Source organism: Flagellimonas alginilytica, assembly GCF_042134605.1.
GTDB classification, from domain to species: Bacteria; Bacteroidota; Bacteroidia; order Flavobacteriales; family Flavobacteriaceae; genus Flagellimonas; species Flagellimonas alginolytica.
Window position 1 is genome coordinate 2971336 of sequence record NZ_CP169638.1, and the last position, 25729, is coordinate 2997064.

At 40.4% G+C, this 25729-nt stretch carries 18 protein-coding genes; 12 read left to right on the forward strand and 6 right to left on the reverse strand.

The features are described 5' to 3' along the window. Window position 1 precedes the first annotated feature (1 nt). Together ABTP35_RS13335 and ABTP35_RS13340 are read right to left on the reverse strand one after the other, a co-directional pair. Window positions 2-1657 carry a tetratricopeptide repeat protein gene (locus tag ABTP35_RS13335; RefSeq protein ID WP_293295698.1) on the reverse strand — a complete coding sequence of 552 codons (1656 nt, stop codon included), beginning with the start codon at window positions 1655-1657 and terminating at the stop codon, window positions 2-4. Between the two features lie 506 nt (window positions 1658-2163). Further along, window positions 2164-2673 carry a sigma-70 family RNA polymerase sigma factor gene (locus ABTP35_RS13340; protein WP_293295696.1) on the reverse strand — a complete coding sequence of 170 codons (510 nt, stop codon included), beginning with the start codon at window positions 2671-2673 and terminating at the stop codon, window positions 2164-2166. A 167-nt stretch (window positions 2674-2840) separates the two neighbouring features. Here ABTP35_RS13340 and ABTP35_RS13345 point away from each other — a divergent pair, with 167 nt between their 5' ends. From ABTP35_RS13345 to ABTP35_RS13370, 6 genes are all read left to right on the forward strand, one after another. Next, window positions 2841-3998, forward strand: coding sequence for a FecR domain-containing protein (locus ABTP35_RS13345; protein ID WP_293295694.1), 1158 nt, complete (start codon window positions 2841-2843; stop codon window positions 3996-3998). A gap of 157 nt (window positions 3999-4155) precedes the next feature. Continuing rightward, window positions 4156-7716, forward strand: coding sequence for a SusC/RagA family TonB-linked outer membrane protein (locus ABTP35_RS13350; RefSeq protein ID WP_293295693.1), 3561 nt, complete (start codon window positions 4156-4158; stop codon window positions 7714-7716). Between the two features lie 17 nt (window positions 7717-7733). Next, on the forward strand, window positions 7734-9152 hold the full coding sequence (locus ABTP35_RS13355; RefSeq protein WP_293295692.1) for a SusD/RagB family nutrient-binding outer membrane lipoprotein: 1419 nt from the start codon (window positions 7734-7736) through the stop codon (window positions 9150-9152). A gap of 220 nt (window positions 9153-9372) precedes the next feature. Beyond that, window positions 9373-10875, forward strand: coding sequence for a carboxypeptidase (locus ABTP35_RS13360; RefSeq protein ID WP_293295691.1), 1503 nt, complete (start codon window positions 9373-9375; stop codon window positions 10873-10875). A gap of 51 nt (window positions 10876-10926) precedes the next feature. Beyond that, window positions 10927-12603: an amidohydrolase family protein gene (locus tag ABTP35_RS13365; RefSeq protein ID WP_375334255.1), complete on the forward strand. Its 1677-nt coding sequence runs from the start codon at window positions 10927-10929 to the stop codon at window positions 12601-12603. Between the two features lie 159 nt (window positions 12604-12762). After that, window positions 12763-13944 carry a proline dehydrogenase family protein gene (locus ABTP35_RS13370; protein WP_293295689.1) on the forward strand — a complete coding sequence of 394 codons (1182 nt, stop codon included), beginning with the start codon at window positions 12763-12765 and terminating at the stop codon, window positions 13942-13944. Between the two features lie 110 nt (window positions 13945-14054). Here the strand turns inward: ABTP35_RS13370 and pruA are convergent, their stop codons facing one another. Continuing rightward, complete coding sequence (gene pruA, locus ABTP35_RS13375; protein WP_293295688.1) at window positions 14055-15683, reverse strand: L-glutamate gamma-semialdehyde dehydrogenase; 1629 nt, start codon at window positions 15681-15683, stop codon at window positions 14055-14057. 454 nt (window positions 15684-16137) lie between these two features. Between pruA and ABTP35_RS13380 the strand changes: the two genes are divergently transcribed. Continuing rightward, on the forward strand, window positions 16138-19263 hold the full coding sequence (locus ABTP35_RS13380; protein WP_293295687.1) for a glycosyl hydrolase: 3126 nt from the start codon (window positions 16138-16140) through the stop codon (window positions 19261-19263). Between the two features lie 433 nt (window positions 19264-19696). On the opposite strand, the gene ABTP35_RS13385 is transcribed toward ABTP35_RS13380, so the two are convergent. The 3 genes from ABTP35_RS13385 to ABTP35_RS13395 form a co-directional block, all read right to left on the reverse strand. Beyond that, complete coding sequence (locus ABTP35_RS13385) at window positions 19697-20005, reverse strand: EthD family reductase (RefSeq protein WP_293295686.1); 309 nt, start codon at window positions 20003-20005, stop codon at window positions 19697-19699. Window positions 20006-20087: 82 nt separating this feature from the next. Further along, window positions 20088-20651, reverse strand: a complete 564-nt coding sequence (locus ABTP35_RS13390; RefSeq protein WP_293295685.1) for a carboxymuconolactone decarboxylase family protein — start codon at window positions 20649-20651, stop codon at window positions 20088-20090. A gap of 246 nt (window positions 20652-20897) precedes the next feature. Further along, window positions 20898-21461 (reverse strand): TetR/AcrR family transcriptional regulator, encoded by a 564-nt coding sequence (locus ABTP35_RS13395; protein WP_375334256.1) that lies wholly within the window; start codon window positions 21459-21461, stop codon window positions 20898-20900. A gap of 177 nt (window positions 21462-21638) precedes the next feature. Here ABTP35_RS13395 and ABTP35_RS13400 point away from each other — a divergent pair, with 177 nt between their 5' ends. The 5 genes from ABTP35_RS13400 (at window position 21639) to ABTP35_RS13420 (ending at window position 25725) form a co-directional block, all read left to right on the forward strand. After that, the gene (locus ABTP35_RS13400; protein WP_293295683.1) at window positions 21639-22217 is read left to right on the forward strand and encodes a Crp/Fnr family transcriptional regulator; all 579 of its coding nucleotides are present in this window, start codon (window positions 21639-21641) and stop codon (window positions 22215-22217) included. A gap of 60 nt (window positions 22218-22277) precedes the next feature. Further along, a complete protein-coding gene (locus tag ABTP35_RS13405; protein WP_293295682.1) occupies window positions 22278-22748 on the forward strand; it encodes a carboxymuconolactone decarboxylase family protein in 471 nt (156 codons plus the stop codon). 324 nt (window positions 22749-23072) lie between these two features. After that, window positions 23073-23645 carry a Crp/Fnr family transcriptional regulator gene (locus ABTP35_RS13410; protein WP_293295681.1) on the forward strand — a complete coding sequence of 191 codons (573 nt, stop codon included), beginning with the start codon at window positions 23073-23075 and terminating at the stop codon, window positions 23643-23645. 120 nt (window positions 23646-23765) lie between these two features. Further along, complete coding sequence (locus ABTP35_RS13415) at window positions 23766-24518, forward strand: type 1 glutamine amidotransferase domain-containing protein (protein WP_293295680.1); 753 nt, start codon at window positions 23766-23768, stop codon at window positions 24516-24518. Window position 24519: 1 nt separating this feature from the next. Beyond that, window positions 24520-25725: an MFS transporter gene (locus ABTP35_RS13420; RefSeq protein ID WP_293295679.1), complete on the forward strand. Its 1206-nt coding sequence runs from the start codon at window positions 24520-24522 to the stop codon at window positions 25723-25725. The last annotated feature ends 4 nt before the right edge of the window (window positions 25726-25729 follow it).

A 25729-nucleotide genomic window follows, 5' to 3' on the forward strand; every position in this document is an offset into this window, starting at 1 on the left:
TTTAGAATTGCAATAAAAAATCAAAAAGATCGGTATCGGAAGACAATTTCATCTTTTTTCGCAACCTGTAACGTGCGGTTTTGGTACTTTCAGGGGATATTCCCAGAATATTCGATGCTTCTTTTATGGATAAGTTGAGCCTGGTAAGAGAAGCAACTTTTAAATCGTTGGCGCTTAAATTAGGGAATTGATGTTTAAGATGGGTGAAAAATTCAGGATGTACATCTTCAAAATACCGTTTAAAATCTTCCCAATCCTTATCATTTCCTTGATTGATCTTAATCATACGTTGTAAATCGGAAAGCATCTTCTTTATCCTTTCGGGGGAAGCGGTATTCATGGCTTCACTGATCTTATCATCCAACTCTTCGAGTATTTGGTTTTTTTGAACCATGTTCATGGCATAGGAGGTAAGTTCTCTATTTTTTGTGCTGAGCTCACCTTCTAAGTCCATACCCCGTAATTTCTGATTTTCCAATTCTTTTTGGGCAATGATATTTTGTTGCTCCAGTATTTCATTTTGGGTTTTTGAGCGAGCACGAATGTTTTTTAACAACGAAACGGACAAAATACCTATGATCAACAAGCCTCCAATTAAAATCCATTGGATAGTTTGGCTGAGTTTTTGGCTTTTTGAAAGTTCTTCAAGTTCATTGTTCTTTTGTTGGATTTCGTTTCTAAATTCCAAGCCGGCGATTTGGTGGGATTTCTTGATGGTTAAAAGTGAGTCCTTTAATTCCACATAGTGTGAGAAATAATATAGTGCCGAATCACTTTCTTGGATTTGGCTTTTCAGCTCGGAAAGATTTTTAAAAATTTGGAGTTTATAGTTTTTAAGGTTCATTTCATTTGCCCTTGATAAGGCAAGTTTGAAATGCATGTCCGCCAATTCATATTCCTTTTCTAAATAGAATAATCTACCGAATTGAATAAGGTTATTGACCATTCCATCTTTATCATCGATTCTCCTGCCCAAGGTCAATGATTGTCTTAAATGATAGTCGGCCTGTTCCAAATTACTCTGTTCCAAGAAAATTTGTCCCAATCTATTATGAGCTTCGGCCATTCCGTACTGAAAATTATTTTTTGTGTGGATATTAAGCGCGTTGCTAATATTGGTATGCGCTTTGTCCAACCGGCCGGTTTTAATCTGAAGGGTACCCAACTTTGTGTAAGTCGTAGCAATTCTATTTTCCAAATTAAGTGTTGTAAACCCATTGATGGCTTCTTGGTAATGCCTCAATGCCAAGGAATCCTCATCAATTTCCGCATAGACCATTCCAATATTGAGCTTTACATTGGAAATACCTTCTAGATCATCAATGTTTTGGTAAAGATCTAAGCTTTTATAAAGATCGAAAAGTGCATCTTTCGATTCACCAAGTGTCCAATACCCAACACCTGATACCCTTTTTGCAAATGCGGCACCTTTATCATATTGCAGCTTAGATGCCAGATTATATGCTTTATTGCCTAGTTCAATGGATTTTGAAGGGTTTCTTATCCAAAGATCATAGCCCTTTTTTGATAGACTATCGACCAATGTTGTATCAGGGGCATTGCTCTTATTATGTGATTGCTCCTGAGCCCAAATTGTTTCACAACAAAAAAGACAAATAAGACTAATTAAGGAAATGGTGATTTGTTGAAGCTTCATGGTGGAAATTATGAATCGACATCTAACGACCTATCGGTGTAAAATTAAATAATCATGTGTAAATGAAAATATAATAGATTTCAGATTCAGAACATTTTACGATTTATGGATAGAAAAGTTTTTCGATATTGCTAGTGGTACCCGTAGGAATTACTTGATTATAAGAGAATAAATTAAGATTTTGGTTTGAGGAGGCAAATAAAATTGAGTATAATCCCGACACTGATATCAATAGGTGATTTAAATGTTTTATTTTTAAGTGTTTACAGTATTTCCTTGAATACAACTAATCCCTCAAAAAAACAGTATATTAGGTGCTTTTTGATAAACAAAAAGCACACAGTGTTCATAACTTGCTCGTTGTGCTTAACCATTAGAATCATCTAACAATTGGTTTAATTATTGCTAATATTACTTGAAATCGCTCTCTACGGAATTCCTAATATTTTGCATTACAATACATACAGATATTGGAATACTACATGTCGAACAGAAAACAAATTGCCTTAGGAAAATACCAGAAGTAGTAGAGAAATAAAATCCTCTTTTTTAAACGTCCTTAAAAATGCATAAGCCCTTTTTATTTGTGTTTTAACAGTATTTACGGAAATTTTATTGGCTTCGGCAATTTCCGAATAACTTCTGCCGTGTACAATGGCCGAAACAAATATTTCTTTTCTCTTGTGGGGCAGTTGATCGACCAGGTCGTTTAATTTGTTCAAGTTTCTTATATCGACAACCTGATCGGTTGGCTGGTTTTCAAATTTGAGGCTATCCAAAAGGTTTAGTTCCCTCTGTTTTTTAAGTATGTACTGCAAGCTTAGATTTTTTACGGCTTTCTTCGCATAAGCATCCATTGAGCTTGTAATGGCAACATATTCTTTTTTATTCCAAAAAGATACAAAGAAGTCCTGCACAATATCCTTGGCAACATCCTCATCTTTTACAATCGAAAAGGAAACAAGGCACAGAAAGGCGTAATTTTTTTTAAAAAAATCTTCAACCTTAAAGTTCATCGGCAGAGGTTCACGGGGTTTTAAGGAAATTTAAAGTTAACGAAATATAAACTTAATCTGAATTTTATCCTAAAATTCAAATAAAAGATATCATTTTTAAAAAAATATTGAGGAATTGTCACCCTCTTTCTAGAGAAGTACAACTACTAATAAAGAAACATCCTTAAATGCGTAGCAAAGAGTCATTGCAATACCTTTTAAAAAAGCTTAGAGATTCATCTCAAAAGAAGAATGATATCGAAGGTTTTTTGAATAGTACCGATCAAGAAGTTATTGAAAGGATCAAGAAAGAGCACTTGGTCGAAGATGCTTTGCAGCTTCTCAATAATTTGGATGTTGATGCCGATTGGGAGCTTGTAAAAGCTCAATTGCACAAGGGTCAATTCAGGAAAGCTAAAATCAAGGAATTTTTGAAATATGCCGCGGTTTTTTTGGGCCTAGTTACGTTGGGAATAACGCTGTTCTATTTTAATAATGGCCAAAGCGATGCTTTACAAACTCAAATAGATGAGGATTTTATATCATTGGATACAGGTAATGGTATTAAGATATTAGATGGATCGGGAAACCACCCGATAAAATTGCCTTCCGGAAATATTGTCGTTCAGTCCGGTGACACCTTAATCTATAATATTGATAATAATGGAGGGAGCTCTGAATACAATGAACTACATGTTCCCAATGGATTACTGTTTTCGCTTGTTTTATCAGATGGTACCAAAATTAACCTTAACTCGGGTTCACGAATAAAGTTTCCAGTTGCTTTCCCAAAAAATGGGAATAGAGAGGTTTTTGTTTACGGTGAAGCTTATTTTGATGTTACCAAAGATAAGCACCGCCCTTTTATTGTGAACTCTGGGGATATAAGGGTAAGTGTTCTTGGTACCGAGTTCAATTTTTCTTCCTACAAAAACCAAAATGAGGTGACCACTGTTTTGGTAGAGGGATCTGTAAGCTTGAAGCCCAACAGTAACTTATATGACTCGACCATTTTGGTTCCGGGAGATAAAGGTGCCTGGAGTCGATCAAAGGGACAAATGGAGGTGGAACAGGTAAATACATCTTTATATACCGGCTGGAAGAATGGAGAAGTGGTATTTAGAAATGCATCATTTACTGAGCTGCTCGAAACCTTGGAACGAGTCTATGACGTGCACATTGAAAATAATAACAACAGCATTACCGATCAAACATTCAATGCAAGGTTCAATAGAAATGTGGAACGCATAGAAGATGTATTGGACGGGCTACAAGTATTGGCACCATTCGAGTATATCATTCAAAAAGAAAAGAATACCAGAGACAAAGAAATAACTATAAAATAAATAACCAAATCCAACACGAGAGTAAATTACTAACTTAAAACAACACTGCCAATGAAATAGGTCCTTGTAAAAACACAAAAAGAGGGAATGTTGGCCCATTCCCCCTTTTAACTGTGTAATAAATATCGATTCAAACTAATTAAATCAACTCAAAATTATGAAAAAAAAACCATCTAGAATTTTTTTAATAAAGAGATTCTTGCATTTTGGAATCACTTCCAAGCTCACTATTTTTTTATTGATCGCATGTATTTTTCAAGTTAAGGCCGACCCAGGATATCAAGGAGAAAAGTTAACGCTTGATCTGAAGGAGGTTACCTTGGAAAATGCCCTGGGGAAAATAGAATCTATTTCGGAGTACCGTTTTATGTACGAGTACAGTAAGATTCCACTTAGTAAGAAAATTAGCTTAAAAACGAACGGCAAAAATTTAGAGGAAGTACTGTCACTTCTATTTAAGGGCACTAACATTACCTATCAAATAAAAGGAAGACAAATAATTCTTATGCAGATGAGAAAAAAACCTGCATTGGAAAAATCTCCCAATGCATCCCTGTTGCCCTATAATTTGCAAGGTACTATAAGTGGAACTGTCGTGGATTTTTCAGGAATACCATTATTGGGTGCCAATATTATGGTAAAGGGAACATCCATTGGGGCCCAAACCGATTTTGATGGAAAATTTACCATAGAGGCTAGCACAGGTAATGTGTTGGTTGTATCTTATATTGGATTCAAAACTACGGAAGTGGAGGTCACGGGAAACGACCCCATCACCATTGAACTCCAAGAAGATTCTGCACAGTTGGATGAGGTTGTAGTAACCGCACTTGGAATATCCAGGGAGAAAAAGTCCCTTGGGTATGCTACCCAAGAAGTGGATGGAGAAGATGTAAATCGAACACCCACAGATAATGTTGTCAATGCCCTGTCCGGTAAGATTGCAGGTGTTCAGATAAAGAACAATACCAATATGGGAGGGTCCAGCAATGTGGTTATTAGAGGCAGTACTTCATTAACGGGAAACAACCAAGCCCTTTTTGTGGTCGATGGGGTTCCTGTGAGCAATTCCAATTTTAATACAGCCGACCAGCAAAGTGGTACCGGTGGCTTCGATTATGGTAATATGGCATCGGACATCAATCCCAATGACATTAAATCCATAAATGTGTTGAAGGGAGCTGCAGCTACGGCTCTTTATGGATCCAGGGCAACCAATGGTGCAGTGATCATCACAACAAAATCTGGTGCTGGGGCAAATAAAAAACCTACGGTAACCATAAACTCCAATGTAACCGTGGGATGGATAGATAAATCAACTTGGCCCGATTTTCAGTACGAGTATGGTACTGGATATGGTCCTGTTTATGGGAGCGGAGGGGATAGTTTCTTTGTGGATACCGATGTTGATGGAGATGGAGAACTGGATTTAGTGACACCGTCGACAGCTTATGGCTCCTATGGGGCACAATTTGATTCCAGCCTTTTGGTATATCAGTGGGACTCCTTTTATGAGGGTTCTCCTTTTTACCTGCAGCCCACACCTTGGGAAGCCCCTAAGAGCAAGCTGATCGACTTCTTTGAAACTCCGATAACAACGACCAATAGTGTGGCCATAGCTGGAGGAAGCGACAAGGCCAATTATAGAATTGCGTATACCCGTTTTGATCAAGATGGAATTATGCCCAACAGTAATCTTACCCGGGACAATATCTCCATCAACACCTCTTTTGATATAACCGATAAATTCTCAGTATCGGGGAGCGCAAACTATATTTTGACTGATGCCTTGGGTAGAAACCGAACAGGTAATGAAACAGGAGGGAATGCACAAAATGTGATTTCTTCCATGAGAAAGTATTGGGCAATGAACGTGGGTATCGATGAGCTAAAAGAAGCTTATTTTAACACAGGGAACAATGTGGACCCCTTTATGGGCGGTACCATAGACAACCCTTATTGGGTCGTTTATGAAAATTACCAGAACGATTCGCGTAGTCGAATTTTCGGTAATGTTTCCTTAAAGTACAAGTTCACCGATTGGTTGAATATTGAGGGAAGAGTCTCCTTGGATACATACTCCTTTATTCAAGAAGAACGAAACAATAAAGGAACTGCAGGAGCGGTCGGAAGATATTCACGAAGAAATATCAATTTCAGCGAGGAGAACTACGACCTTATGCTGAACTTTAACAAATACGTTACGGATAAACTCAATATTAGCGGTGTTTTGGGAACCAATATTCGAAGAACGGACTTGAGTTCAATTTACGCGGAGACCAACGGCGGATTGGTTTTAAAAGATCTTTTCTCCCTGTCGAATTCATTGAACTTGCCCCCTGCGCCCATTGAGAGTGTAGAAAAGGTGGGTGTAGATGGATTTTATGGATTAGCTTCTTTCGGGTACGATAATCTTGTTTATCTGGATCTAACGGGTAGATTTGACCACTCTTCAACTTTACCAGAGGAGAATAGCACCTATTTTTACCCTTCCGTTTCATCAAGTTTTGTTTTTTCCAATTTGTTGGATAAAAGTTGGTTGAGCTTTGGTAAGCTTCGTCTTAATTATGCCGAGGTGGGGAGTTCAGCTCCAGCCAATAGTTTGGTGGATGTGTTGAACAAACCAACACCCTTTGGAGCCGTACCTCTATATGGCACCAATGATACTAAGAACAATGAGGATTTATTGCCGGAGACTACCATTAGTTACGAAGCGGGTCTGGAATTGAAATTTTTAAACAATAGGCTTGGTTTTGATCTTTCGTTATATCAAACCAATTCAAAAGACCAGATTATTCCCGTAGCCATTTCCACTACTACGGGCTATTCTTCCAAGTTCGTCAATGCAGGTGAAATTCAGAACAAGGGAGTTGAGATAGCTTTGAACTGGGATATTGTTCCTACAGGAGACTTTCAATGGAGAGCTAATGTAAACTGGGCAAAAAACCAAAGTGAGGTATTGTCTTTGTTCGAAGGAGGTAGTAACCTTCAATTGGGGTCTGTGAACGGAGTGTCCATTAATGCTACCGTTGGGGAACCTTATGGAACCATTCAGGGAACAGATTACATTTATGTGGATGGTAAACGATTGATAAATCAGGAAACCGGTGCTTATGAGAGAACCACAACTTCCAATAATGTAATTGGAAATATAACTCCAGACTGGACGGCTGGAATTACCAACTCTCTTAAATACAAAGGATTTGATCTTAGTTTTTTAATAGATATCCAAAGTGGAGGTGACGTTTTTTCCAATGATATCAATACAGGTAATCGATCGGGACTGTATACATGGTCAACTGGCCTGAACGACCTAGGAAACCCGATTCGTAATTCCTTGGCTGATGGCGGAGGTATTATATTGGACGGTGTTGCTCCAGATGGTTCTAAAAACACGGTAAGGACAGCAATGGATACCTATAGGAATGCAACAGGAAGTATTTTGGCGCCAAGAGCTCATTTTATTTATGATGCGTCCTATGTTAAGCTTAGGGAGGTTGCCTTGAACTATAACTTCCCCAAATTGTCCTTTATGGATAAGTTGAGCATTCAATCATTAAGATTGGGAATCGTAGGTTCCAACCTTTGGATCATACATAAAAACCTGCCGTTCGCAGATCCGGAAGCAGGTTTGAGCTCTGGAAATTTACAGGGGTCTCAAAACGGGGTAATGCCAACGGTAAAAAACATTGGAGTAAATCTTCAAGTTCAATTCTAAACCATAAAAAACAGAAAATGAAAAACTATTATATCTTAATTTTAATAGCGGTTTTTTTCTCATGTTCCGGTGATTTGGAAGACATGAACGTAGATGTTAAAAACGCAACCGAAGCACCAGCAGAAACATTTTTCAACAATGCTGTGAAAAACCTATCGGATACAATGAGCGGTATTACGTACGGTGCCAATGGAAACCCTTTCAATACCACGAGGTTATTGGTGCAACAGATTTCATCCGTAACCTATAATGAGGGAACCACATACTATTCCAATTTTACTTGGAACGAGGTCTATATGGATATTTTGAACAATCTGGCACAAAGTGCCAAAATTATTGAAAATTCGGAGAGCATGACCCTAGTGAATACCAATCAATTGGCAATTATTGAAATCGTGGAGGTTTATGCTTATTCAAAACTGGTTGAAGCATTCGGAGATATTCCTTATAGCCAAGCATTGGATGTGAACAACATTTCTCCTGAATACGATGATCAACAAGATGTCTATGTAGATCTAATTGGCAGATTGACTACGGCTATCGATAGTTTGGACGAAGGTCAAGGTTCTTGGGGACAGGACATTTTATACAATGGCAACGTAGCCAATTGGAAACGATTTGGGGCCTCATTGTTATTGCAAATGGGAATGCGTATTATTGATGCCGACCCAACATTGGGTACACAGGCAGTAACCACGGCTCTACCCAATGTTTTTACATCAAATGCAGATATAGCCCAAATAGAGCATTTGGAATCGCAGCCCAATACTGCAGAACTCTGGACAGATTTGGCGGTTGGAAATCGTAGGGATTTTGTTGGTTGTGATGTTTTTGTGAACTATATGAATGATTTGAATGATGCCCGAATCGCAGTGTACTTCCAAGAAGTCGAGGGAACAGATGGGGTCTATCTTGGGGCGCCTTCGGGATTGGCTGTTGCCTATAACGATTATTCCAAATTTGGTACACTGTTCTACCAACCATCCACACCAGTGATTTTATTGGACTATGCCACTGTAGAGTTTTTGTTGGCGGAGGCAGCCGAACGATCTATTGCTGGTGTTACCAATGCAGAAGAACACTACAATCAGGCCATTAGAGCTTCTTTTGAGTATTATGGTCTAGGTAGTGGTGCCGATAGTTATTTATCGAATCCAATGGTGGCGTACGATACCGCACCGGGAACATGGCAACAAAAGATAGGTATGCAAAAGTGGGTGGCTTTGTTCAATCAAGGATTGGAGGCATGGACCGAATACAGGCGTTTGGATTACCCTGCCCTTGAGGCTCCACCAGAATCATTTGTTCCCACAGTACCGGTACGACTGACCTATCCGATTTCAGAACAAACATTGAACAAGGCCAACTATGAAAATGCAGACGCTGCGATCGGAGGTGATTTGTTGACGACCAAATTATTTTGGGACGTGGACTAGAACCTTTATAAATTTTTGGCTGTGGAAGAGATTTAAAATTGACAAAGGATAAAATTCTAATAAGTGTTTGATTAGTCAAAAGGGGCGGATGGCAGTTTTTAACAGGCTGCTTTATCAAAGCCGATAATCCGTCCCCTTTTCGAACCAACATCATTATCAATACTATTCTTTGAACCATTTGTCTCCATCACAAGCGATTTTAATCATTAACAATTAAAATATGTTCAGAAAAAAAAACATTTGGATAGCCCTGTTTCTAAGCATTGGTTTTGTTGCCCACTCGCAGCAAATCAATAGAGCTATGGACTCAACGGTCACTACCTACGGAAAGGTGGTTGTAAAAGGTAAGGAAGTTAAATATAGTGCCACGACCGGAAAGCAACCGGTATGGGATGACAAGGGCAACATTATTGCAGGACTATTTTATACATATTATCAACGAACGGGTATTAAGGATGTTTCCAAACGCCCACTTGTCATCTCATTTAACGGAGGGCCGGGTTCTGCCTCGGTATGGATGCATATAGCCTATACAGGACCCAAAATCCTAAAAATTGATGATGAGGGTTATCCTGTTCAGCCTTATGGTATAAAAGATAACCCAAATACTATATTGGATGTTGCCGATATTGTTTTTGTAAACCCGGTAAATACCGGATATTCGAGAGCGATCGACGAAATGGACGACAAGACCAAATCGGAAACTTTTTTTGGCGTAAATCAAGATATCGAGTATTTGGCGACTTGGATAAACAGTTTTGTTACTAGGAACAATCGTTGGACTTCACCAAAGTTCCTGATAGGCGAGAGCTATGGCACTCCTAGGGTATCGGGACTATCACTGGAGCTTCAAAATTCCCATTGGATGTATCTAAACGGGGTAATTTTGGTGTCACCCACAACACTGGGTATAGAACGCGGTACAGTGCCCGGTGCGGCAAATTTCTTGCCTTATTATGCCGCTGCGGCATGGTTCCATAAAAAATTACCAGCAGACCTTCAGTCAAAGGACCTCGTAGAAGTACTGCCCGAAGTAGAGGAGTATACCATTAATGAACTTACGCCGGCCTTGTCCAAAGGAGGATTTCTTTCAAATTCTGAAAGACGTCAAGTAGCATCCAAAATATCAAGATATTCAGGATTATCGGTAGAGGTGATATTGGAACATAATTTGCGCATACCCAAAGCCTTCTTCTGGAAAGAATTGTTGCGGGATGAGGGGTACAATATTGGTAGGCTGGATTCAAGATATTTGGGAATAGATAAAGAGGCGGCCGGCACTCGACCCGATTATTCCGCAGAACTTACCAGTTGGTTACATTCCTTTACTCCAGCTATTAACTATTACTTCAAAAATCACTTAAACTACGTAACCGACCTTAAGTACAATATGTTTGGTCCGGTACGGCCATGGGATAGGAGCAATAATAACACAGGTTACGATTTAAGACAGGCCATGGCCCAGAACCCATATCTCAATGTTCTTGTCCAGGCAGGATATTATGATGGCGGTACCGATTATTTCAATTCAAAATATAATATGTGGCAAATGGACCCCAGCGGTAAACTAAAGGATAGAATGGATTGGAAAGGGTATCGAAGTGGACATATGATGTACCTGAGAAATGAGGACCTAAAAACGGCAAACGACGATCTTCGGGATTTTATAGCTAAGTCCATACCTTCGGAAGGAATGCCTGCAAAATATAACAGAACCAATTAGTGAGACATTGTTTTTCTGAGTACAAGGGAATTATTAACCAAATATTGAAAAATGAAAAATATTAGAATAATTGTTGCATTGATTGCAATGTGTTCGGTAACGTGCGCAATGCAAGCTCAAGACAATCAATCCAATCTTAAAAGTGAGCGGGGCGGTCCAAAAGCCGAATCCATTGTTGCAAAATTTAGAAAGAATAGAGCCGGAGTGGAGAAAGCGCCGGAAAGGGCCGAAGGGGAGGGCCCATGGAGCCAGCTTATAATTCGAGGAGCTACCATGATCAATGGAACATTGTCGCCGCCACAAGGTCCAGTGGATATTATGGTAGAAAACAATGTGATAACCGAGGTCCGGGTAGTGGGCTATCCAGGTGTGCCCATCGACCCCAATAAAAGACCAGTTCTAAGACCTGGAGGAAAAGAGCTAAACGCCGAAGGGATGTATATCTTGCCTGGATTTGTAGATTCCCATGCGCATATTGGAGGAAGTGCACAAGGAACATCTGCTGAATATGTCTTTAAATTGTGGCTTGGGCACGGAATAACTACCATTGCCGACCCAGCGAGCGGAAATGGCCTAGACTGGGTTCTGGAGCATAAGGAGAAAAGTAATAAAAACAAGATTACAGCTCCACGAATATTGGCCTACACCCGTTTTGGGATGGGGGCCAAGAATATTATAACAACGCCCGAACAGGCCAGGGAATGGGTTCGTCAGAACGCAAAAAATGGTGCAGATGGAATCAAATTCTTTGGTGCTCCGCCAGAAATTATGGAAGCAGCACTTAATGAAAACAAAAAATTGGGACTTCGGTCCAAAATGCACCATTCACAAACATATGTGGGCCAATGGAATGTATTACATAGTGCACGTGCAGGTCTTACCGCAATGGAACATTGGTACGGCCTTCCGGAAGCCTTGTTCGATGACAGGACCGTGCAGGATTATTCCTTGGACTATAACTACCAGAACGAACAGGACCGTTTTGGTGAGGCTGGACAGTTATGGAACCAAGCTGCTAAACCGTATTCAGAAAAATGGAACGCTGTGATGCAGGAATTACTTGATTTGGATTTTACCTTATCACCCACTATGGTCATATATGAAGCGAATAGAGACTTAGCCAGGGCCAGAAGAGCCGAATGGCATGAGGAGTATACCTTGCCAAGTCTTTGGGAGTTTTATTCTCCCAGTCGGGAATCCCATGGATCTTATTGGCATTATTGGGGGACCGAACAGGAAATCGATTGGAAAAAAAACTATCAACTTTGGATGAGTTTTATCAACGAATATAAAAACCGAGGAGGTCGGGTCACAGTTGGAACGGATGCAGGTTTCATATATGAACTTTATGGTTTTTCGTATCCAAGGGAAATGGAGCTTTTACGCGAAGCTGGTTTTCATCCATTGGAGGTAATTAAGGCTGCAACCTTGAACGGGGCTGAATCATTGGGAATGGATGACAAGATCGGAACGATCACAGCAGGGAAGTTGGCCGATTTTGTGATTTTGGAAGAAAACCCTTTGGTAAACTTAAAAGTGCTCTATGGAACCGGAGCTATAAAGTTGATGGACGACAATACTATACAGAGGGTTGGAGGTGTCAAATATACCGTCAAGGATGGTATTATTTATGACGCTAAACAATTGTTGGAGGATGTAAAACGTATGGTGGAGCAACAAAAAAAGGAAAGAAACTATAAAATCCTACAACCAGGTACAAAGGGTTAAGTATAGTTAATTGTAATAGGTTAGTACCCTTTTTTGGTTCGTCGTGGTGGTCGTCTTTTCGACCACCATATTTTTTTATCGTCTAACACGTCAAGAACGTCGATACCTGTTGTATTCCAATTGGGAAGAATGTTGCTTGTTTACCAATAATCCAGTAAAATGTCGGAGACAATAAACTTTAACAATACAGAGTTCGCCTTTTCCTCCAAATCCAACTATGAATTAAAAAAGGCCATAATTTTATTTAAATTACTTCGGTACGGTTCACTCACAAAGATTGGAAAGTCATTTCTGAAGTTTGCTTTTAAAGTGAAGCTACCTGTCGAGGGAATATTGCGAAAAACTATTTTTTCACAGTTTTGTGGAGGAGAGAATCTTTTGGATTGTAAGTCAGAGATAGATAAACTATTTAACAAGGGCCTGGTTTTGTCCATTTTGGACTATTCGGTCGAAGGGAGCGAGAGCGAGAAGAGTTTTGACGATAACCTGGATACCCTTTTAAAAGTTTGCCAATTCTCTAAAAACCAAAAGGAAATACCCTTTCTCGTGTTTAAACCAACAGGTATAGGGAAACTTGAAATTTTTAGAAAAATATCTGAAAATCAAATTTTGGACAAGTCAGAATGCGAGCAGTGGGAGCGGATAAAAAAAAGATTTGAAACCATTTGCCTGGCCGTTTCCAAGACAGATACGTTAAAGGTCATGGTAGATGCTGAGGAATCATGGGCTCATTGTGCAGTCGATAGACTTACAGAGGAAATGATGGTTAAATACAATAAAACAAGAACCGTGGTCTTTACAACAGTTCAACTGTATCTAAGACATAAGTTGGATTATCTTAAGGACCTCAAAAAACTTAGTGAACAGCATAAAATAAGGGTAGGGGTGAAGTTGGTACGAGGAGCCTATATGGAAAAAGAACGAAACAGGGCCTTTAAGATGGGTTATAAAAGTCCAATATGTCAAGATAAGGCAGCAACCGATAAAAATTTTAATGATGGTTTGGACTATGTTTTGGACAACCTAGATTTTTTTGATGTTTTCTTGGGAACACATAATGAATTTAGCTGTAAACGATTGGTCCGTGGATTGATGGTCCATAATTTAAAAAGTACCGATGGTCGAATATGGTTTGGACAGTTATTTGGTATGAGCGATAATATCAGTTTTAATCTGTCCCAAGCTGGCTATAATGTTGTAAAATACGTTCCCTTCGGACCCATAAAAGAGGTTATGCCATATCTAATTCGTAGGGCAGAGGAAAACTCATCTGTAGGTTCCCAGTCTTCAAGGGAAATTGAATTGATTAAAAAAGAACTTCTTCGACGAAAGGTATTGTAAAAGCAGTCGATTTTTCTTTTTAACTACTTGTTGGTGAATAATTTCAGTGCATAAAAAAGGCCGTCATTTTTTTAGAGTGACGGCCTTTGTGCAGTTTTTTCGTCTGTTGCTTAACCCAGGAAAGGATATCGATAATCCTCCGGGGTAACAAAAGTTTCCTTGATCAACCTTGGCGATACCCATCGCAAGAGGTTTTGCATGGACCCGGCCTTATCGTTGGTCCCTGAGGCCCTTGCGCCGCCGAAAGGCTGTTGTCCCACAACGGCACCGGTTGGCTTGTCGTTGATGTAAAAGTTGCCCGCGCAGTTCTGTAAGGCCTTGGTGGCCTCATCTATGGCATAGCGGTCCGCGGAAAGCACGGCGCCGGTAAGTCCATATTCGGAAGTTCCGTCCACCAGTTTTAGGGTCTCGCCCCAATCCTTGTCCTCGTAGACATAAACGGTAACAATGGGCCCGAACAGTTCGGTGTACATGGTCTCGTACTGCGGGTCGGTGGTCAAGATCACGGTGGGTTCTATAAAGTAGCCCACGGATTTATCGTAATTTCCCCCTGCGATTACCTCTGCATCCTTGTCGGCCTTGGCCTTGTCTATATAGCTGGCCAATTTGTCAAATGCACCTTCGTGTATCACAGCGGTGATAAAGTTGCCCATATCTTCCGGTGAGCCAGGTTTGTTGAAGGAGGCTATATCAGCTTTCACCAATTCCAAAATTTCATTGGCCGTGGATTTGGGAAGATATACCCTGGATGCCGCACTACATTTTTGTCCCTGGAACTCGAAGGCCCCACGGGTAATGGCGGTGGCCACTTGCTTGGGTTTTGCCGTCGGGTGTGCAATAATGAAATCCTTGCCCCCGGTCTCCCCAACGATCCTGGGGTAGGTCTTGTACCTGTGTATGTTGTTCCCGATCTGTTTCCAAAGGGATTTGAACACATCCGTGGAGCCGGTAAAGTGGATTCCGGAGAAGTCTGGGCTTGACAATACGGTATCGGAAACCATTACCGGGTCACCGTAGACCACATTGATCACGCCATCGGGCAATCCTGCCTCTTTGAACACATCGACGATTACCTTGGCGGAGAATATCTGGCTGTCGCTCGGCTTCCATACCACTACGTTCCCCATCATGGCGGCGCTGGCGGGCAGGTTGCCTGCAATGGCGGTAAAGTTGAACGGGGTTATGGCGTACACAAAGCCCTCGAGGGGGCGGTATTCCACACGGTTCCAGATTCCCTCGGAGGATTCCGGTTGCTCGCTGTATATCTGTGACATGTACTCCACGTTGAAACGCAGAAAGTCGACAATTTCGCAGGCGGAATCTATCTCGGCCTGATAAATGTTCTTGGATTGCGCGATCATTGTGGCGGCGTTCATTTTGGCGCGGTAGGGCCCTGCGATCAGTTCTGCGGCCTTTAAGAAAATGGCGGCACGCTGTTCCCAGGTCAGGTCGGCCCAGGCCTTTCTGGATTCAAGGCAATTGGCGATGGCCTTTTCCACATGTGCTTTTTCCGCCAAATGGTAGTGTCCCACAATGTGTTTGTGGTCGTGCGGCGGGGAGATGGGTCTTGTGTTGCCTGTTTTTATCTCTTCGTTCCCAATGTAAAGTGGTACTTCCACCTTGCCATTGTAGTACGCCTTATATTGTTCGAGTACTTCTTCTCGTTCTGGAGAATCTTGTACGTATGTTTTGACCGGCTCGTTGACAGCGGTCGGAACTTGAAAAAATCCTTTTCCCATGTTTTGATTTAATTAGGGTTATATATTTATTTACAGTTGAGTCAAAGTTACTAAAAAGGGTTTGCTATTTTGGAGTTGTACGGGTTTGAATTCATCGAGTCGATTAAAAAAATATTATGGAAAAGGAGAAATTACGTCCATAAATTTTGTACTTTGTGTAACGTAATAAATTAAAGGATGTAACAGCTCTTTTTGATTGGCCTCAAAAGAGCATATGTTCCATTTAACAATCGAAATCAAACTAGTATGTACCCTCTAAAAAATACCACTTAAGTTTACCGTACTCTAGCGTTATTTATGTAAAGCATAGTTTTCAAATGGTCAACACAATATGTGTTGAAGCGGATTACTACGTGCTTTGCACACTTCAGTAGTGCTGGCTTTTGCACCTTTTGCAATTCTGCATTGGTGAGACTGTAGAGACCGAATATCGAACTAAATCAACTTAAAATCAATGAAAAACCAATTGCTCATACTCTTATCCGTTACGCTGATATTTTCATCACACGGACAACGAAAACAAACAAAAACCGGTATAACTCCACAGCTATATGAATCTATGGCATATAGAAATATTGGCCCTTTTCGGGGTGGGCGTGTTACTACTGTTGAAGGCTTGCCCAACGATATTTTTACATATTATATGGGTGCTACAGGTGGTGGAGTTTGGAAAACAACGGATGGCGGCGATAATTGGAACAATATATCCGATGGCTACTTCAATACTACTGGAATCGGAGATATAACCGTTGCTCCTTCTGATCATAATATTATATACGTGGGAACTGGTGAATCTCCTATTAGAGGGGTAAAAACTTCACATGGAGACGGTATGTACAAATCCTTAGATGCAGGTAAGACCTGGAAGCATATTGGTTTGAGCAAAACACGCCATATCGGAGGGGTTTATGTACATCCAAAAAATCCTGATATCGTTTATGTGGCCGCTCAGGGAAACCCTTGGGGAAAAGATGAGCATAGAGGGCTTTATCTATCCAAAGACGGGGGAAAGAGCTGGGAAAAGATATTAAACGTGAGCGAGGATTCCGGAATAGTGGATATGACCGTGAGTGAGAACGATCCTAATTTTATGATGGTCACTTCTTGGCAGTTTCAACGGAAACCATGGGCACTCAGCAGTGGAGGCCCAGAAAGTAAGGTGTTTAAAACAACTGACGGCGGAAAGACATGGAAAACAATATCAAAAGGACTACCAGCACTTAAAGGCAAAATGGGTATTGATATATCGCCTGCCAATCCCAATATTGTCTATATGGCCATCGAGGCCAAAGAGCGGGAAGGAGGGGTATATCGTTCTGATGATGCGGGAGAATCTTTTCGGCAAACCAGCAATGACGCGACAACATTTGCTCGTCCATGGTATTACATGCATATAATAGCGGACCCTAATGATGAGGACGAGGTTTGGGTTATGAACAGTCAGGCCATGAAGTCGATTGATGGAGGCAAAACCTTTACCGGAATGCGTGGCACTCATGTAGACCACCACGATATGTGGATTAACCCCAATAATAGTGATATTATGATAAATGCCAATGATGGAGGAGCTGCTGTGACCTATAATGGAGGTACATCTTGGTCAAGTATATACAACCAACCTACTGGACAGTTTTATCGCGCCTTAACAGACAATGGTCATCCGTACAGGGTTTATTCCGGGCAACAGGATAATAGCACAATTGCTATAGACAGCAGGGTAATGGATAACGGTATTGGAGAAATGCACTGGGATATTATGCGCGCAGGTGAGTCTTCTACAGTGGCACTTGATCCCAACAATCCAAGATTTGTTTATTCAACATATTTTGCCAGTAATTTTGTGGAATGGGACAGGGATATAGACAATACCCGAATGGTCCGCCCCTATCCCGAACGCATTAGTGGTGAACAACCTAAAAACCTGAAATTAAGGGCAAACTGGAACGGCCCCGTGATTGTTTCCCCGCATAACCCCAACGTGATTTATTATGGTTCACAGTATGTGATGAAGTCAACCGATCGGGGGGTGACCTGGAAAACCATTAGCGAAGATCTGACTAGGAATAATAAAGAACATCAGGGTAAGGGAGGTGGTCCCATTACCAATGAGCAAATTACAGCAGAAAGTTACAACAACCTCTTTAATATTGAAGAATCCCCCTTGCAGGAAGGAGTGGTATGGGTTGGTTCCGATTGCGGTTTGGTACACGTAACGCAAGATGGGGGAGTGACCTGGAGCAATGTGACCCCGAAAGATCTTCCAGAAGCCATCATCAACGTAATTGAACCTTCTCCCCATGATGCGTCAACTGCATATATAGCTGTGGCAGGGTATAAGTTGAATAACTTTACCCCGATGATATATAAGACCAGTGACTATGGAGTTTCTTGGAAAAAGATTACAGATGGTCTGCCTGGTGATACTTTTGCTAGAAGTGTACGGGAGGATCCAGATAGAAAAGGATTGCTTTATGCGGGAACTGAGACCGGTATGTTTGTTTCTTTTAATGACGGCGAACAATGGTTGTCATTGCAGAACAACCTACCCGAAGTGCCAATTACTGACTTACGGGTAAAACGTAAAGATCTTGTGGTCACCACCCAAGGACGGGCTATATGGATATTGGACGACCTTACTCCCTTACATCAGGTCAATGAGAAAACTGCTATGGCAGACCATTTTTTATACAAGCCTAGGGACACCCATGCGGAGCTTTCCGTAGCCTACAGTATAGATGGCGGATATGGTCAAAACCCTCCAAAAGGGGTTCAGATAAACTATGTTAACAATAAGGCTGTGGACGAGAGCACCCATATGGGATTGGAAATTTTAGATAGTACGGGTCATATAATCCATTCAGAATATACCAATGAAAAACGAATTGGGTGTGATACATTGGTAAAGCCACAGTTAAAGAAAACTCCAGGAGCGCATCGATTTACTTGGAACATGAAAATTGGTCGTTTTGATTGTTTGAAAGAACTATATACCACCAACCGTGATTTAAGTGCTTATGATGCACCTCCGGGTACGTATAAAGTCCGTTTTAAGGTTGGGGAGCAGGAACAGGTAGAAGAGTTTAAAATTACTATAGATCCCCGTATAAAATCCAGTGTCGAAAATGTCGAGGCCGCTTATATCGAACGAGATGGTATTTCCAAGTCAATATATAGGGCCGCTGGTGAAATGAGTTCAGGTGTACGGTCATTAAGAAAAGTAAAACAACAATTAAGATTTCTATTACAAGAATCTGATTTGACCGATGTGAAAACCAAAGGACGGGAACTGGATAAAAAATTGGATAACTGGATTGCAAAAATTATACAGAAGGAGATGAGGACCTATCAGAGCAATTATATGTTCGAGGCTCGTTTGTTGATTAAATTCAAGGATTTTTTAAATAGGATTGGTAAAGGAAACCTTCCCGTGAGTCAAGGGGTGCGGAATGTATCCAAAGATTATTTAGATCAATGGAACGTTTTAAAATCTGAATTGGAAGAGATACGGACAAAGGATATTTCGGAATTTAACGGATTATTAGAGCGGACCGAGTTGCCTATGCTATATATGCCCCAATAGGGTCAAGAGGTTGGTCCCTGCAGACATGTCTAAATCTAAGTTAATAAGGCCCTTCATTTATGAAGGGTTTTATTTACCGTTTTTTCCTGTTTGTTTTAACGAGAATATGTAGCTCAATGGGATTAACTCATATGTATCAACCGGAAAGCTCCAAGTTACATCATCTGCTCCACTTCCGCCTCCTAAACAGATTGGTATGGTCCATTTGTTAAAGGTAGTTTTGGCCACATCTTTCGGTGGAATCTCGGATAAAAATCTAGCCCAGCTACAAAAGGTTACCGAGCACCCCTAAACTTCCATTTGCCAAGCCAATGATCGGAGCGCTCAAATGTTCTATGGTTTCTTACCTATCCACTTCAAAACTTGCTAGGATAATTCGTTTTTTTCTAAAAATCATTGCCATTTAGGGTGGCCACGTATGGTCACCTTGAATTCATACCACTTCACTTATTTGAACTAATGGCTGGGTATTGGTGAAATTGGGAAGGTCGGCCAAGATTTTTTCGGCCATTGGCACAAAGGAATTTTGAAATGCTTCTTGGGAGGTAAAGACAAGATTGGCAATTACCACATACGGAGCAGTTTTTTCCGGGCTTGCACCGGATAACCCAAGGTTTATATCGGATGATATTATCGCTTCGCCAAGTAGATCTTTTAATAAGTTGCTATGTTGGTTTATATAGTAGTCCTTATCAAATTGTGTATTTGGACAGTTGGGGTACATTACGGTCAACTTTATCATAATCGAATTGTTTTAATATGCGATAAACCTTCCGATGTGCCGGAAAGTTTATCGCAATACATAAAAATAGGGTACTATAGGGCTACGAAACTACATTTTCTTTGGACCAGGCAAACTTTTCAAAAGCAGCATCTACAGGAGTATTGGCAATATGATTGGTATAATTGCTAATTACTTTTTGCGATAGTCCCAATATGATTTCCAAAACATGTTGCTCCCCATATCCCGCGGCATAAAATGTTTGTAGATCTTCGGGTGTTACATGACCACGATTTCTTACAATGGTCAGGGTCATGGTTCTCAAAGCTTCCAGTTTTTCATCCTTTAGAGGCGTCTCATTGCGTAAAGCCTCGGTGATGTTATCATCGACCTTCATCATTTTGGCGATTCCGGTATGGGCCGGTACGCAGTAATGGCAAGCATGTTCTACATTGATGGTCTGCCATACCACCGTTAATTCTTCCTCGTTGAACGAAGTTTGGGTAAAAAGCTCATGCAGGGTTTGGTAGGCTTCCAGTATTTTCGGGGCTCCTGCCAATACGCCATGCAAGCCTGGGATCATTCCATAGGCTTTCTTGGAATTTTCCAATAGGGGTTTGCTGCTTTCTGGAGCTGTTTCAATGTTGTGGACTTTTAAAGTTGTCATAATTCGAATTTTTATTGTTTTACTTATTTAATTTTCGCGCTCCTTTGCGCATTTAGTTATTATTAGATCCATTGTTACTTTAGAGGGCCTTTCGGTTCCAAATGGAGACCACATTTTTTTTATTTCTGGATAACTTTTGTAATTAAAAAGCTAAAGTCAATTTTTATGGATGAAGCTTTGTTTTAATGTCCGAATAGGGAGTTTATTTAAACTAAACGAAAGGTTAGATATGTTGCAAAAAAAATGTCAGTGATCTTTGAATATATTCTCTATGTAATGTTCCAATTGCTCGGTGTTGAACACTCTGGTGGCCGAGGATAGTCCAAACATGGCAATAAGCAAATAATCCGCTTCGCTGTTGAGTGATTCTTGGGATTTGGAGGTGTCCTGTTTTAGGACCGAGATGAATACTTGCCTAACGCGCTCCATAAAACTCGAGAGTGAATCCTTGATTTGGATGTCCGCATTTTCACCTATTTCATTGGCCGTATTTGTTATCAAACAACCCTTTCCAAACTCTGTTTCTTTACTAAATTGAACAAAATCATAGAAATATTGTTTAATGCCCAACATTCCCGAATCAGATTTCTCCAACTTAACCAATAAAGTGTTCAATTTAGTTTTATACCGTTTCAAACTTTCTAGGAACACTCCATTTTTGCTGCCAAAACTGGAATAGATGGAAAATTTGTTTATGCCCATTTCCTTTTCAAGCATTTGCATAGATGTTGTTTCGTAGCCATTCCGCCAGAATAAATTCATGGCCTTATCGATTACTTCTTGCTCGTTATATTGTTTTGTTCTTGGCATTTGATATTTAAATACACCACAAAACTAAATAAACGGTTAGAAATAAAAAATAGTTTAACGAAACTTTTGGAGTTTGCATCTCCGATGACTTTTTAATTTTTATAGGTTAATTTTAAGCCAGATTTACAGCAAGCCAAGAACTGGATCTTTTTTTAACATCATATCAATAGGATGTATTTGAATCAACTTAGAGATTATCTGTGTAAATACGAAAATTTTGATGAAGAGGAAATTCAAGTTATATATGCAAACTGTGATGTTGAAAACTACAAGGACAAGCAGCATTTATTGGAACAGGAACAGGTTTGTGGATATAACTTTTTTATCCTAAAAGGGTTAGTTCGAAAATATGCTATAGATGATTCTGGCCAGGAAAAGGTTCAGGGTTTTGGCATTGAAAATTGGTGGGTAACCTCTTTGGAAAGTTTTGTTGAGCAAAAACCGTCTCGACAAGCGATTCAATGTTTGGAGCAGACTGTGGTACTACGGATCTCATTTAAAGATTTGGAAGAACTGTACCATAAAGTACCAAAGCTTAACAGTGCGTTTAGGAAGATTTATCTCAATATGCTCATTGCTATTCAAAAACGAGACGAACTCTATATGAGAACAAAACGTGAGACCCGGTATCAAACATTATTGGATAATATACCCCAAATCTTTCAACGTGTACCACTCTATATGATAGCATCTTATCTGGATATTACCCCAGAATATTTAAGTACGATCAGAAAAAATCAAAAGTTACGTTCTTAAGAAATCTTAAGGAAGTGGAGCTTTCTTCAGGGTTATTTTTGCTCCATAAATAATATACTTATGGAACGAATTAGTTATCAGGATATCCCTTCCGGGATGTTCGAAAGTTTAATGGCAGTCGAAGCAATAATCAATAAATCGACAATTGATTTTAAACTTTTGGAATTAATGCGCCTAAGAGTAGCGCAGTTGAACGGTTGTGCTTATTGTGTAGATATGCACTACAAAGAACTTAAAAATTCCGGTGAGTCCGAATTGAGGCTCTCCTCCTTGTGCGTGTGGCAGGAGACCCCTTATTTTTTAGAAAGGGAACGGGTGGTACTCGAATTTACGGAGGAGGTAACCAGCGTACAGGGAAGTTCAATTTCGGACAAACTGTTTCAGGCTTTGTTAACGCACTTTGATAAACCGGAAATTAGTTTGCTAACATTGGCAGTAGCTCAAATAAACACTTGGACACGATTAATGAAAACGTTTGGATTTACACCAGGTAATTACCAATTGAACACCGATAAAGCCAATAAGAGGTAGGGTTTAAGAATGGAAGGAAGGAGGAAAAGGCTTCTATTCCTTAAAAAGGAACCATGGCTGCTCATGTAGAAGGTCAATCGATTTTTTAAAGACAACGGTCGATTGACCTCCTCCCTAAAATTAGAGGTCGGTCATAACCAAATGGTCCGGGCTATTAAATTAATAATATGGTCCATGAGCTTGTCCTATCATATTTTGTGAGAAAAGCAATTTTACTGATTTTAGTTGGAATAATTCAGTAAAAGAGATTCTGTTTGTTAATTTAAGTTGATAGCAATTTAACATTTACTATTTTACCTTTGTACTTCTTAAAACAAATTTGGCGTGCAAGAAAATTATGGCCTCTTAAGACAACATTTTGAGGAAATTGTTGACCTAACGGATGCGGAATGGGAGCAAATAGCGCCTCATTTTGAGTATCGGAAATTAAAAAAGCACCAATTTCTAATCCAGACAGGTCAGCCAGTAGAATGTGAGTTTTGGATTATCAATGGTTTGGTAAAATCGTATGCCATAGACCAAAAGGGAAACGAACACATTCTTCAGTTTGGTATGGAGCAGTATTGGGTAAGCGACTATTTCGCTTTTCAACACCAATTACCGGCCACCATCTTTGTGGATTGTATAGAAGATTCCGAATTCTTTTGCCTGTCCTTAGAAAGTAGGGAATCCATTTGCCAGCAAATACCCGCCATTGCTAATTTTTATCGGATTAAATCCAACAATGGGTTCATTAACCTGCAACAACGCATTCTGTCCCTTTTAACCTTATCCGCAGAAGAACGGTACGATGAGCTGTTAAACAAACTCCCCAAATTATTACTACGGGTACCTAAAAAATTGATTGCCGCCTACCTAGGTGTTTCCAGGGAAACTTTGAGCCGTTTTAAAAATTAGATTTTGTGATGTATATCACTTTTATGGGTTGTGCTACCTCACATTAAAATGGTGATATACCTCCTCGCACAGCCTTTTGTTTTCACCAACCTTTGTCCCATAAAATTTAAGATAAAGAAAATGAAAACAAGAATTAACGCAACAGTGGCAATGCTACTATTTGCTCTATTAGGAACGGCACAACATAACAATAAGGCTACAAAAGTCTTAATGGTACTGTCAAGTCATCAAGAATTGGGAGATACGGGTAAGAAAACGGGCTATTACCTAAGTGAGGTAACCCACGCCTACGAAGTTTTTGAGGAGAACAATTTCGAAATTACCTTGGTAAGCCCAGAAGGAGGGAACCCTCCGGTAGATGGTTTTGATTTAGAAGATCCAGTGAATAAAAAATACTGGAATGACACCACTTTTCAACAAAAGCTAAAAAACACCCTAAAGCCTTCAAAAATCAAGGCAAGGGATTATGATGTAATCTACTATGCCGGTGGCCATGGTACCATGTGGGATTTTCATAACCATAAGAAGTTGGCCAAAATAGCAGCCAGTATTTATGAGAATGATGGAATAGTGGCGGCCGTATGTCACGGACCTTCCGCATTGGTGAACATTCAATTGTCCAATGGAGCCTATTTGGTAAACGGTAAAACACTAAGCGTTTTTACCAATGAAGAAGAAGCAAATGTAGGGTTAGAAAATGTGGTTCCTTTCCTTTTGGAAACAAAATTGGAAGTACGTGGAGCAACCATAGATAAAGCCGATATGTGGCAAGAAAAAGTAAGCGTGGACCAGCGTTTGGTCACCGGTCAGAATCCTGCTTCTGCCAAATTAGCGGCTCAAAAGATTGTGGAACTGGTTAAAGCAACGTACTAAGATGGCTACAGATTCAGCAGTTTTAAACGCAAAGACTAAAAAGAAAAGCTTACCAGCGGCCTTATGGGCACTGACCATTAGTGCCTTTGGTATTGGAACTACAGAGTTTGTTATTGTGGGCTTGTTACCCACGGTAGCCAACGACTTAAACACCTCTATTTCCTCAGCGGGATTGTTGGTGAGTTTGTACGCCTTGGGAGTGGCCATTGGTGCACCCGTATTAACGGCTTTGACCAGTAAAATAGCGCGCAAACGGTTATTGATCGGTATTATGTTATTGTTCATTATCGGTAACGGATTGGCCACCATTGCGCCTAGTTTTACCTTGTTAATATTGGCACGCATTTTAACCGGGTTCGCACATGGGGTCTTTTTCTCCATTGGCTCTACTATAGCGGCCAGTCTGGTGCCAGAAGATAAAAGGGCTTCTGCTATTTCCATAATGTTCGCCGGGCTTACGGTAGCTATTGTTACGGGCGTGCCTTTGGGTACGTACATTGGCCAAAACTTTGGGTGGCGTGCCACTTTTGTGGGCGTTGCCATTTTAGGGGTTATCGGGGCCTTGGCCAGTTACTTTTTGGTTCCTTCAAATATTGAAAAATCACCGCCTTTACGTTTGGTAGATCAGCTAAAAGTACTCAAAAACCCTTCTATTCTGTTGGTGTTGGCCATTACGGCACTTGGTTATGGCGGTACGTTTGTAACCTTTACCTACTTGGCGCCTTTGTTGGAAGAAGTTACCGGATTTTCCGCTAGTATGACCAGTGTTCTACTCTTGGTCTACGGTATAGCCATTGCCTTGGGCAATATTATTGGGGGTAAGGTTTCCAACAAAACCCCGGGAAAAGCCTTAATGGTCATGTTCGCTTTGCAAGCCGTGGTACTGGTGGTACTATACTTTACTGCAAGCAGTCCTATTTGGTCCATAGTAACTCTATTTTTTATGGGAATATTGGCCTTCTCCAACGTACCCGCACTGCAATTGTATGTGGTGAAAATGGCAGAAAAATACCTGCCGGGCACAGAAGATGTAGCCTCGGCCTTGAACATTGCCGCTTTTAACGTGGGGATAGCTATTGGGGCCTATGTTGGCGGATTAATAGTTGAATCCACATTGGGCGTAGCAGCAACGCCATGGGTAGGGAGTATACTTGTGGTGGTAGGCTTTATACTTACACTGGCTTTATATAAAAAAGAAAAATTATAAACAG

What these genes read in the sequence shown, in the direction of transcription:
- ABTP35_RS13385 (WP_293295686.1), bottom strand. Translation starts at nt 20,005, where the DNA reads ATGATAAAGTTGACCGTAATGTACCCCAACTGTCCAAATACACAATTT.
- ABTP35_RS13365 (WP_375334255.1), top strand. Translation starts at nt 10,927, where the DNA reads ATGAAAAATATTAGAATAATTGTTGCATTGATTGCAATGTGTTCGGTA.
- pruA (WP_293295688.1), bottom strand. Translation starts at nt 15,683, where the DNA reads ATGGGAAAAGGATTTTTTCAAGTTCCGACCGCTGTCAACGAGCCGGTC.
- ABTP35_RS13390 (WP_293295685.1), bottom strand. Translation starts at nt 20,651, where the DNA reads ATGACAACTTTAAAAGTCCACAACATTGAAACAGCTCCAGAAAGCAGC.
- ABTP35_RS13395 (WP_375334256.1), bottom strand. Translation starts at nt 21,461, where the DNA reads ATGCCAAGAACAAAACAATATAACGAGCAAGAAGTAATCGATAAGGCC.
- ABTP35_RS13360 (WP_293295691.1), top strand. Translation starts at nt 9,373, where the DNA reads ATGTTCAGAAAAAAAAACATTTGGATAGCCCTGTTTCTAAGCATTGGT.
- ABTP35_RS13350 (WP_293295693.1), top strand. Translation starts at nt 4,156, where the DNA reads ATGAAAAAAAAACCATCTAGAATTTTTTTAATAAAGAGATTCTTGCAT.
- ABTP35_RS13415 (WP_293295680.1), top strand. Translation starts at nt 23,766, where the DNA reads ATGAAAACAAGAATTAACGCAACAGTGGCAATGCTACTATTTGCTCTA.
- ABTP35_RS13355 (WP_293295692.1), top strand. Translation starts at nt 7,734, where the DNA reads ATGAAAAACTATTATATCTTAATTTTAATAGCGGTTTTTTTCTCATGT.
- ABTP35_RS13380 (WP_293295687.1), top strand. Translation starts at nt 16,138, where the DNA reads ATGAAAAACCAATTGCTCATACTCTTATCCGTTACGCTGATATTTTCA.
- ABTP35_RS13345 (WP_293295694.1), top strand. Translation starts at nt 2,841, where the DNA reads ATGCGTAGCAAAGAGTCATTGCAATACCTTTTAAAAAAGCTTAGAGAT.
- ABTP35_RS13405 (WP_293295682.1), top strand. Translation starts at nt 22,278, where the DNA reads ATGGAACGAATTAGTTATCAGGATATCCCTTCCGGGATGTTCGAAAGT.
- ABTP35_RS13335 (WP_293295698.1), bottom strand. Translation starts at nt 1,657, where the DNA reads ATGAAGCTTCAACAAATCACCATTTCCTTAATTAGTCTTATTTGTCTT.
- ABTP35_RS13420 (WP_293295679.1), top strand. Translation starts at nt 24,520, where the DNA reads ATGGCTACAGATTCAGCAGTTTTAAACGCAAAGACTAAAAAGAAAAGC.
- ABTP35_RS13340 (WP_293295696.1), bottom strand. Translation starts at nt 2,673, where the DNA reads ATGAACTTTAAGGTTGAAGATTTTTTTAAAAAAAATTACGCCTTTCTG.
- ABTP35_RS13370 (WP_293295689.1), top strand. Translation starts at nt 12,763, where the DNA reads ATGTCGGAGACAATAAACTTTAACAATACAGAGTTCGCCTTTTCCTCC.